The 10,158-nt window shown below is 44.8% G+C and carries 8 protein-coding genes; 4 read left to right on the forward strand and 4 right to left on the reverse strand.

The genetic code is table 11. The features are described from left to right. The coding region (locus tag KDK19_RS16250) for a hypothetical protein (RefSeq protein WP_257292368.1) at positions 1–411 on the forward strand (411 nt) is incomplete at its 5' end. An 87-nt stretch (positions 412–498) separates the two neighbouring features. Here the strand turns inward: KDK19_RS16250 and KDK19_RS16255 are convergent. The 3 genes from KDK19_RS16255 to KDK19_RS16265 all read right to left on the reverse strand — a co-directional run bounded on the left by KDK19_RS16255 (position 499) and on the right by KDK19_RS16265 (position 2,790). Further along, positions 499–1,194 carry a CPBP family glutamic-type intramembrane protease gene (locus KDK19_RS16255; RefSeq protein ID WP_257252660.1) on the reverse strand — a complete coding sequence of 232 codons (696 nt, stop codon included), beginning with the start codon at positions 1,192–1,194 and terminating at the stop codon, positions 499–501. 117 nt (positions 1,195–1,311) lie between these two features. Further along, complete coding sequence (locus KDK19_RS16260) at positions 1,312–1,935, reverse strand: hypothetical protein (protein ID WP_257281061.1); 624 nt, start codon at positions 1,933–1,935, stop codon at positions 1,312–1,314. 177 nt (positions 1,936–2,112) lie between these two features. Next, entirely contained in the window at positions 2,113–2,790 is a 678-nt protein-coding gene (locus KDK19_RS16265; protein WP_257254193.1) for a hypothetical protein, read from the reverse strand. Positions 2,791–3,011: 221 nt separating this feature from the next. Here KDK19_RS16265 and KDK19_RS16270 point away from each other — a divergent pair, with 221 nt between their 5' ends. The 3 genes from KDK19_RS16270 to KDK19_RS16280 all read left to right on the forward strand — a co-directional run bounded on the left by KDK19_RS16270 (position 3,012) and on the right by KDK19_RS16280 (position 6,972). After that, positions 3,012–4,229: a hypothetical protein gene (locus KDK19_RS16270; RefSeq protein ID WP_257292369.1), complete on the forward strand. Its 1,218-nt coding sequence runs from the start codon at positions 3,012–3,014 to the stop codon at positions 4,227–4,229. Positions 4,230–4,865: 636 nt separating this feature from the next. After that, positions 4,866–6,383, forward strand: a complete 1,518-nt coding sequence (locus KDK19_RS16275) for a fumarate hydratase (RefSeq protein WP_257292370.1) — start codon at positions 4,866–4,868, stop codon at positions 6,381–6,383. A 229-nt stretch (positions 6,384–6,612) separates the two neighbouring features. Continuing rightward, entirely contained in the window at positions 6,613–6,972 is a 360-nt protein-coding gene (locus KDK19_RS16280; RefSeq protein ID WP_257292371.1) for a hypothetical protein, read from the forward strand. A 114-nt stretch (positions 6,973–7,086) separates the two neighbouring features. Here the strand turns inward: KDK19_RS16280 and KDK19_RS16285 are convergent, their stop codons facing one another. After that, positions 7,087–9,942 carry a valine--tRNA ligase gene (locus tag KDK19_RS16285; RefSeq protein ID WP_257292372.1) on the reverse strand — a complete coding sequence of 952 codons (2,856 nt, stop codon included), beginning with the start codon at positions 9,940–9,942 and terminating at the stop codon, positions 7,087–7,089. Positions 9,943–10,158: the final 216 nt, after the last annotated feature.

The following is a 10,158-nucleotide window of genomic DNA, read 5'->3' on the forward strand; positions in this document are numbered from 1 at the left end:
GAATATAACTACATGGGTGTTAATGTTGTCTCCGAAATAAACTCTGCATACGGAGGTGGTTGCACGTTTTTTAGTTTTGATTTGCCTGAAAGTTCTTATTTGGCTGGCTTTTTTGGTGCGTTTCCTATATTTAATCGAATAAAACATGAATATTCAGAACGACCAATAGGTGTGTCTTTAGATGATGATTTGTACTGGTATACAGGTCGTTGGTTTGGATTTACAAAGGAGTCGGGGGACTTCTTATCACTTATATTGCCAAGGTATGAAGTCAAGTGGAAAAGAAAAAACAATGAAGTTTTAACAGAGCTTTTATTTTTACCTCCCGACAAAAACAAAGGCTTTCCGGGAGGCCAAGAATATCTGAAAGCTAAAGCAGATTTTGAAAGTTATCAAAATTACTTTGACTAAGAATAAAAAAACTGAGGAGGTTCTGCGGAAGACTTGGGGAGTATAATATCTAACGTCGCACGTTTGACTTCTAATAGCGGTTAGCTGCTAAAAAGAGTTTCCTTTATAAAGGTAGATTAAATAGCCAATGGAGTTTAAAGTAACATGAGATACTGTCGCACTTAGTAAACCATAATGTTTAGAAAGCAGTCCTCTACTGAATGAGTTTATCGTTGACATCACGACTTGTGCTGTTAATGGGTTAGGGTTGGTAAGATGTAAAAGTCCAAACAATGTAGATTTGATGATGTTACTAAAAATAAATATTTTTTCATCATGATTGTTGATTCTATTAGTTGCAGATTCTATAGAGAAATTGATTAAACGGAGTAAGTGTCCATTAAATATCACCTCTTCAATGACAGCTCCTATAATAGCCTCATTAAATTTTAATTCTCCATTGTATGGGTCATGTATTAATGACAGAGGGCGTAAAACGAAAATAGCCAAAATTTGATATTGTATAGAATGTATTGCACCTGATAATAATCCATAATAAAGTTGATTGTTAAAATCTAACTCTTTTATTAGAACGATCATTATGTTGGATTCTTTATCTTCTATATTCAGTGAGTCTGAGTCTGAGTCTGAGTCTGAGTCTGAGTCTGAGTCTGTGAGGCTCATATTTATTAATGTGTGCAAAGAGTTAAATTCATCCTCTGTTTTTAAGAGCGAGGTGTCTGACTTTGCATGTTGAATTACTAATGAGCAGAATATTGCGATTATTAAAATATATTTTTTCATTGTACTTATCCTTGAAAAACAAGCATAACAGCTAACAAATGATACCATTTCGTTTTGAGACTTCGTCCCACCATCCGTTGCGCCTCAGGCACGTGGCTGAAGCGGGTGTTACGAGCTTTAATCAATATACTCAACTGACCTAAAGCTATCTGTATTTAAAGGTGAACTTTTTTTCATATCGGTACATTCAGCATTTTGTGTAATGCTCCCATCTTTAAAAGTAAGCCCACCAAGACTGGGTGTTTCTCTAAGCGCCGACATCGAGTACAAAAATTGACTTTTATGAGTAGCATCGTTAGTCGTATCTACTTTATGCCTTATAAAAACGCGCCCTAAAAAATCAGGAAGATCTTTTCTATTTACTTTAATGTGGCAGTGCCAACCTTTTTCCTCGTTATTTGTTCTAGTCGGGTTCTCTGGTTTATGTAACTCTGCTTTATGGTCCAGATCACTATTAAAAATCATATCTTCAATATCATAATTCAATTGATTTTGACATTCTCCAGAGCCAAAATAAATGCTACCTCTGGGGTAATATATTGTTAATACATCTCGTTGAATCGCCTCTCTTTCCGTTAATTTTACAGCAGAAATTAAAGATTGGCTTTTGGGGAAATAAGTAAAGCTCAGAGATGTAAGGCTTACAGATTTATTGGCGAAGTTACCTATAGATAGGCTTTCTTTGTTTGAATCGCCTTTTGTACTCGGTTGTAATAGAGCTGCTTTAGCTATCCCTTGCATTTTATTCTCCTTAAGAAATAAACAGTTTGGATTGTTGATAGTTGATTTGACTATGCTGTTGCGAAAGAGTTCTATCAATAGGAACAAGTGTGTTAGGAATATTAACTATTCGAGACCAGAGCCTGCAAAAATACCAACAGGCTGCTTTCAGTAGCCGCTGAATTTGGCTTTAGCTTCCTATAACTGTACCGAAGCAGACTCAAGAATAGTGTATTGGTAGGTGCCAATATTTCTTATTTCTAAGGTTCCCTGTCCCGATAGATTTAGATAGGGAATCAGAAAGGTTGCTTGATATCTGGTGGTTTTTTTCTTGTCTCTCCGAAAGCCTAATTGCTTGAAATTCTGATTCGAGGATGAGGGCATGGACCATAAAACAGACTCCATTGAGCCTTGATCCAAAAAACCGAATTGTACAGCATGATTGTAAATATGAGACTCTAGTCTATCTCTTGCTTTGGTTTGATCATAGGTGCTTGCAATTTTCATTGGTGAGGATAAATAATCAAAACTAAGGAGAGCTGTTCCATCGTTCAAAATGACGATAAAACCAATATTTTCACTCTGGTCAACAATGCCTTCGGGATCAGCTGAAAACTGAATAAAGTAAACTTTACTTATTCTTCTCTCTTTGAGGTCTCTATCAATCTTCAGGGTGGTTTCAGAGTTGGCAGCGGCCAGTTGTAAATATTGCTCAAGATTCTCAGGCCTGGTGTAGCCACGAATTTGTCGAGTTTTTTTACTACCTGTACTATCTGTATAGGTAAAAGTGTCTGGCCCAATGATTTCTACGGTCGCCCAAGTCCAGGAGCAGAATGAAAATATAAAAAAAAGCAAAGGGTATAGTTTATTAAACATGAAGTTTCTCGTATAAAAAAGTTTGTAGCATTTTCTGGCTACAAATAACAACAAGACGAAGACGTCAATATAGTCATACTTCCTTAAAAATACCAAATGTTTCAAAGGAATGCGCTGATGCCTGGCGCTTGAACCAGAGGTTATGTGCTACTATGAGTGCCGATTAGCAGTGATGGATGGGATAGAATGTTTCTGTCCAGTAGTCAAATAGGTGACAAAGCATGGTTTCCTATAGTCTTTTCGCAAGAACTTTCTTTACCCTTACACTTGGATATTTAGCCATGAATGCTAACGCAGATGATGATTTGGCTGATAGCATCACCGAGTACAGTGTTATTTTTGATGAGTTATACGATGAAATTGTCGTCGCACATCGACAAGGGGATAGTTGCCACCTTATTATTTCACATTCTCTCGGTTCCTATACACACCCGGCACAGTCACTAAAGCCAAGTGTTGCAATTATCCTCCCTGAAACTATTTATAGGAAAAACTCGCTTTTTAGTATGGAGCTCTGGCCGGCTTCTTACTCTTTAAATCAAAATCGGTTGTTGTCTCCTTCCTTAGATCAAGGCGTAGTGACTCATGAGCCTCTTCAAGAGTTTTCACCCGAGACATTAATTCAAATGTCATCTACTGAGGGTGATCAACGATCTGGCTTCCCCCTTGCCCTCCCGATAGGACCCATTGAAATCCAAAACCAGGATCAGTTATATGTGATTGACCCCATTCTTAAAGATCCAACAGTTACTATTTCCGGGAGCACTGCTTCATCCAGTGTTGAAAATGAACCAGCATCACGAAAACGACCAGCTTCAGGCAAAAGTGCCATTAAGGAGGCCTCGCGACCGAAGCTGATAAGAACCGAGTCTCATGCAAAGTCATTAACTGATGCCACCCCGGGACTGCTACCTCCGGAAGAAGAGTCCTCCCATGGCGCTGCTTCTGAAAGATCTACTATAAGTGAGCACGATCACTATCACTTTCATATCACAGGGCAACTTCTTTTAGGTATTGAGCCCCCACGCACATCAAAATCAAAAAAAAAGATGAGAGAAAAAACGGTTACTATTCCAGTAACGATACTTGTCAGCGCCAACACTGCGGAGGGAACAGCTCAGATAGACTCCCTTTCATCTAATGACTCAAAGTATGCAATTAATATATTCCGCAAACCGCCTCAAGCCAGCTCGTCAGTCAAATTATTGCCGGATAATAACCTTCAGGAAACCTGGAAGGTAGTAAAGAGGCGGGCAATTAGAAAGATCCGGGAAGAGCTTATTTACCCGAAAGTTTTTGGTGTCAGTCAGATAATAGAGTCCTACCCCTCATCAGACGCCAAAACAATATGGGTGATGCCAAAAATAAAATTGCAGGTCATTGATGAAATTGATTCCATAAGCTCTGTAGTAAATATGTTCATAGAATCCAGCCCTTAACTTCAATTTCCTGCCCAGCGATGCTGCGGGTAACTCTGCACTCGTCACTATTTTGATGTCAGGCAGTAGCTTTGGACATTAGCTATGTAACTGGAGAGCTGGCAATCCTCCCCGACATCCTCCTTTAACTGATTCATATCTAAAATCTCAACAGGTTGCACTTATCCTCTCATTTCAACCTTTTCTGTTCTGTAGAAAAGCACTCTTTGCAATGCTTTTGTGTTTTTCCGCTTTAGCGTATCAACCGAAACCATGATTCTGCTGTAACCCGTGTTGTCAGGTATAATGTGTCGTTTTGTTTCGGTAATCCGTGATAAAAAGTGAAAGATCCTGTTTTCAATCCATGTTTTCTGATGCCAAGCATTGATATACTGGCCGGGCAAATGAGGAGGGGAAGTCCATAGGAAACCGTTAAAACTGTCAGGTTTCGATGGGTTCTTCATTGATGTTTTGATCTGCACGACAGACGTTTCTGTTCAGAGCAGTAACGAAAAACAGAGCCGGTTAACCGGTCAGGGTCCTGAAGGCTGTTCTTCAGAGATCGTAATACTTTGAAGCTTGCAAATCCGGAGTCTGTTGGAGCTGTGCTTTGGGCACGACAGGTATCTGGACCGAACATGGGAGTTGGGGAGCGCAATGCCATTAATTCGTGAAGAGGATCTGATTGAGAGCGTAGCTGACGCTCTGCAATTTATCTCCTGTTATCATCCGCTGGACTTTATTCACGCTGTTCATGATGCCTGGAAGAAAGAGCCCTCCAAGGCAGCCAAAGACGCCATGGCCCAGATTCTGATTAATTCCAGAATGTGTGCCATGGGTAAACGACCCATTTGTCAGGATACCGGTATTGTTACTGTCTTTCTCAAAATCGGTATGAATGTCCGCTTCGAAAGTGACCGAAGTGTCGAGGATATGGTGAATGAAGGTGTTCGCCGTGCCTACACGCACCCGGAAAATGTTCTCCGTGCCTCCGTTTTGGAAGATCCGGCAGGTGCCCGTAAAAATACCAGAGACAACACACCTGCTGTTATCCATATGACTTTGGTGCCAGGGGATACTGTTGATGTCCAGGTGGCAGCCAAAGGAGGCGGTTCTGAGAACAAGTCCAAGCTGGCTATGCTTAATCCGTCTGATGATATTGTTGAGTGGGTCAGGAAAACTGTGCCAACGATGGGTGCGGGCTGGTGTCCTCCGGGTATGCTGGGCATTGGTATCGGTGGTACGGCCGAAAAAGCCATGGTGCTGGCCAAGGAATCCCTGATGGAACCTATCGATATTCATGAACTCAGAGAGCGCGGACCCGTTAACCGGGTTGAAGAACTGCGTTTGGAGATCATGGATGCCGTTAATAGTCTGGGTATTGGTGCACAGGGTCTGGGCGGTCTCACCACAGTGCTTGATATCAAAATCAAGGATTACCCGACTCATGCTGCTTCTCTGCCTGTAGCGATGATTCCAAACTGTGCTGCTACACGACATGCACATTTTGTACTGGACGGCAGTGGCCCCGTGATTCAGGAAGCTCCGAGTCTGGATGATTACCCTGAAGTCGCTCTGGATATGAGTGAAGGGGTGCGAAAAGTCAATGTTGACGACATCTCAAAAGAAGAGATCAAAGGCTGGAAACCCGGTGACACAGTACTGCTGTCAGGAAAAATCCTGACGGGTCGCGATGCTGCCCACAAGCGCATGGTTGATATGATGTCCTGTGGTGAAGAGCTGCCTGTTGATTTGAAAGGTCGCTTTATTTATTACGTAGGACCTGTTGATCCGGTTCGTGATGAAGTGGTTGGTCCGGCGGGTCCGACGACTTCTACCCGTATGGACAAATTTACCCGCACTATGCTGGAGCAGACAGGTCTGGCTGGAATGATTGGCAAGGCTGAACGGGGTGATGCTGCGATTGATGCGATCAGGGATAACGAATCTGTCTATCTGATCGCCGTGGGTGGAGCCGCCTATCTGGTTTCCCAGGCTGTCAAGAAAGCAGAAGTGGTTGCCTTCCCTGAGCTGGGGATGGAAGCCATCTACGAATTTGAGGTCAAGGATATGCCAGTGACCGTAGCGGTGGATCACACCGGTGATTCTGTCCACAAAACCGGACCACAAATCTGGAAGCAGAAGATTGAAGAGCAGGTTCTTGATATCAAATAAGTGTTCAGGCGCCTGAATTGGGTCAGCTTCCTGGGGCTGGCCTTGTTTCATTCGTTTCTTTATTCCTCCGTTTTCTCTCTCCTGATGACTTTTTACCCACTTTATGGGTTTGCCGAGTCTTCTTCCTTGCCTGATTAAATGCTGTCAATAATGCCGTAATCTGGATGTCAGACCAGAGAAAAGCGGGGTTCTATAATCAATTTATAAGACCGTTCAGTAAGGGCGAATTATGATTGACGATTCTGATCAGGGTGATGAGCCCACTTCAGGTCCGGGAAATCTTGAAAAAGGTGAGTTTCTTTTTTTCTGGAAGAGCTTGTTTGCAAGGGTTAAACGGTTTTTCTCTGACAGGGAAGTCATTCTCAGAATAGATGATGATTCCAGAGTCGTACGGGCTAATTTGTTGAACCTTCAGATTGAAGATCGATTTGAGCACTTCTGGATTGAAGAGCGGGCAGAGGGTGTTGAAGAAGACGGTGATTCTGATTCGGTCGTTGGGCACGAGCTGTTTTCAGAGCTACTGGCTGCTGAAGAAGAGTGGATAAGATTGCAACGGATCAGGAATCAATTCCGGAAAAACAACGATTAGGGGCAACTGCTTTTGCGTCCCTGGCAAATCGCTAAAGAAGGCCTGTCTGCTTCTGCTCACAGGCCTTTCGTTCATTCAGGAGTCAAAAAAGGTAAACTGAACGTCTACCGTTTTTTACAGAGCCTGAATCGCTTTGAGCTGTTCATCCAAACGTTCTCTGGCAGCCAGGGCTTCGGCCAACTTTCCGCGCTCTTTTTCAACCACTTCGGGTTTGGCGTTGTTGATGAACTTTTCATTGGCCAGTTTGCCTTCAAAGCGCTGAACCTCCTTATTCAGTCGTTCAACTGCTTTGCTCAGACGGGCTGCTTCCTTGTCCTTGTCGATCAGGCCAGCCATCGGTACCAAAACTTCCATCTTGCCGACCAATTGAGTGGTTGACATAGGCGCTTCTTCGTCAGAGTTCAGTGCACGAATGTCTGACAATTTAGCCAAAGACTTAAGAAAAGTGCTGTTTTCATCAAGACGACGATAGTCGTTAGAAGAGAGGTTGCGCAGCAGTACATTCAGTTCACGACTAGGGCCAATATTGAGTTCAGCACGGATATTGCGGATGCCGGTGATAAAGCCTTTCAGCCATTCGATGTCCTGCTCGGCAGTTTCGTCCAGCTTGCTTTCATCCAAAGTCGGGTAGCTCTGCAGCATCAGGGTTTCACCTTTAACGCCGGCTTCTTTCTTGATGTTCTGCCAGATCTCTTCAGTAATAAACGGCATGAATGGGTGAGCCAGACGCATAATGGTTTCCAGAACCCGAACCAGTGTACGACGGGTTCCACGTTTCAGGGCTTCGGAAGCGTCTTCATTCCATAGCACAGGCTTGGAAAGCTCCAGATACCAGGCACAGTATTCATTCCAGATGAAGTCGTACAGATTCTGGGAGGCGTGATCCAGACGGAAGTCCGTCAGGTTCTTTTCAAGTTGGGCTTCCAGACGTTGCAGTCGGGAAATAACCCACTTGTCCGCCAGGGTCAGTTCAATGTCCTCACCATGCTGGCCACAGTCCTCACCCTTAGTGTTCATCTGAACGTAGTTGGCTGCGTTCCAGATCTTGTTGCAGAAGTTTCTATAACCTTCCAGACGTTTCATATCCCAGTTAATGTCACGACCGGTAGAAGCCAGTGAGTAGAGGGTGTAACGCAGAGCGTCAGTACCGTGCGCCGCTATGCCTTCAGAGAAGGTTTTACGGGTACGTTTTTCAATTTTTGCCGCCAGTTGTGGCTGCATCATATTGCCGGTGCGTTTTTCAACCAGATCTTCCAGACTGATGCCGTCGATCATATCCAGAGGGTCCAGCACGTTACCCTTGGACTTGGACATCTTGTCGCCATTCTCATCACGAATCAGGCCGGTCATATAGACATACTTGAAGGGTACCTGAGGGTTGCCGTCTTCATCTTTGACAAAATGCATGGTCATCATGATCATCCGGGCAACCCAGAAGAAAATGATGTCAAAGCCGGAAACCAGAACATCTGTGGGGTGGAAGGTTTTCAGACGCTCTGTGTTTTCAGGCCAGCCCAGGGTGCCAAAAGTCCAGAGTGCAGCAGAGAACCAGGTATCCAGCACGTCGTCGTCCTGTCTCAGGCTGACTCCGGCCGGAATGTTGTTTTCCTGTCGTACGTCTTCTTCACTGCGACCTACATAAACATTCCCTTTTTCATCATACCAGGCTGGAATGCGGTGGCCCCACCAGAGTTGGCGGGAGATACACCAGTCCTGGATATCCTGCATCCAGGAAAAGTACATGTTTTCGTACTGTTTGGGGACAAACTGAATGCGGCCATCTTTAACCGCTTCAATGGCAGGTTTTGCCAGCGGCTCGGCACGGACAAACCACTGATCCGTGAGCAGAGGTTCGATGACAACGTCTGAACGGTCTCCGTATGGCACCATCAGTTCGTGATCCTTGATCTCTTCCAGTAGCCCGGCTGCTTCAAAGTCAGCGATGATGGCTCTACGTGCGGCAAAACGCTCCATGCCACGGTATTTCTCAGGAATGGGGGCGTCAATGTCGTGATTGTTGGAACCATCAATGTTAAAGACTTCACCCCGTTCACTGATATGCCCTTCCAGAGTCATGACATTGATCATGGGCAGACCGCAACGCTTACCCACTTCGTTATCGTTGAAGTCATGAGCTGGAGTGATTTTTACACAACCTGTGCCTTTTTCTATGTCAGCATGTTCATCGGCAACGACAGGAATACGACGGTTGACCAGTGGCAGAATAATGTCTTTTCCGATCAGGCTCTTGTAGCGTTCGTCTTCGGGATTAACGGCAACACCTGTGTCCCCCAGCATGGTTTCCGGACGGGTTGTGGCGACCACAATGTAGTCTTTGCCTTCTGCGGTTTTTTCGCCATCAGCCAGAGGGTAACGCAAGTGCCACATGTGACCCCTGACATCCTTGTTCAGCACTTCCAGATCAGAGATGGCGGTATGAAGTTTGGGGTCCCAGTTGACCAGGCGTTTGCCACGATAGATCAGATTGTCTTTGTATAGGCGAACGAATACTTCCTGAACAGCTTTGTAGAAGCCTTTGTCCATGGTGAAGCGTTCATTGTCCCAGTCAACAGAGGCTCCGAGACGACGCAGCTGACGGGTGATGTTATCACCGGACTTTTCTTTCCATTCCCAGATCTTGTCGGTAAAGGCTGCACGGCCGAAATCGTGACGTGTCTTGCCTTCTTCAGCCTGCACTTTACGCTCTACCACCATCTGTGTAGCAATACCGGCATGGTCAGTACCCACCTGCCACAGGGTATTACTGCCTTTCATGCGCTGGTAACGAATCAGGGCGTCCATAATAGAGTCCTGAAAAGCATGACCCATATGCAGACTGCCGGTGACATTGGGCGGTGGAATCATGATGGAGTAGGGAGAGCCCTTGCCGGAGGGGGCAAAGTAGCCTTTTTCTTCCCAGGTCTGATACCAGCTGCGCTCAATCGCGTGAGGGTTAAACGTTTTTTCCATAACTACAGGGTTCTGACAGGTTCTGATCTAAACCGCGCAGTATACACGGAACAGGCAGGGCAGTGTTAATCCGACAGATTTTCGGGCATCTGGTCCAGAAGATGATCCAGGTAGTTGTTTAGCTCGCGGTTCAGCTGAGCTTCGACCCTGACCAGCTCTTCATCAATGATTTCCCGGATGAGCAGTCGGGCCTGTTTGCGTAGCCGGGTTTTCAGT

The organism is Endozoicomonas sp. ONNA1 (assembly GCF_024606325.1).
GTDB lineage: Bacteria > Pseudomonadota > Gammaproteobacteria > Pseudomonadales > Endozoicomonadaceae > Endozoicomonas_A.

Coding starts and splice junctions, on each gene's coding strand:
- KDK19_RS16285 (WP_257292372.1), bottom strand. CDS start 9,942: ATGGAAAAAACGTTTAACCCTCACGCGATTGAGCGCAGCTGGTATCAG.
- KDK19_RS16255 (WP_257252660.1), bottom strand. CDS start 1,194: ATGAAAAAATATATTTTAATAATCGCAATATTCTGCTCATTAGTAATT.
- KDK19_RS16275 (WP_257292370.1), top strand. CDS start 4,866: ATGCCATTAATTCGTGAAGAGGATCTGATTGAGAGCGTAGCTGACGCT.
- KDK19_RS16270 (WP_257292369.1), top strand. CDS start 3,012: ATGGTTTCCTATAGTCTTTTCGCAAGAACTTTCTTTACCCTTACACTT.
- KDK19_RS16265 (WP_257254193.1), bottom strand. CDS start 2,790: ATGTTTAATAAACTATACCCTTTGCTTTTTTTTATATTTTCATTCTGC.
- KDK19_RS16280 (WP_257292371.1), top strand. CDS start 6,613: ATGATTGACGATTCTGATCAGGGTGATGAGCCCACTTCAGGTCCGGGA.
- KDK19_RS16260 (WP_257281061.1), bottom strand. CDS start 1,935: ATGCAAGGGATAGCTAAAGCAGCTCTATTACAACCGAGTACAAAAGGC.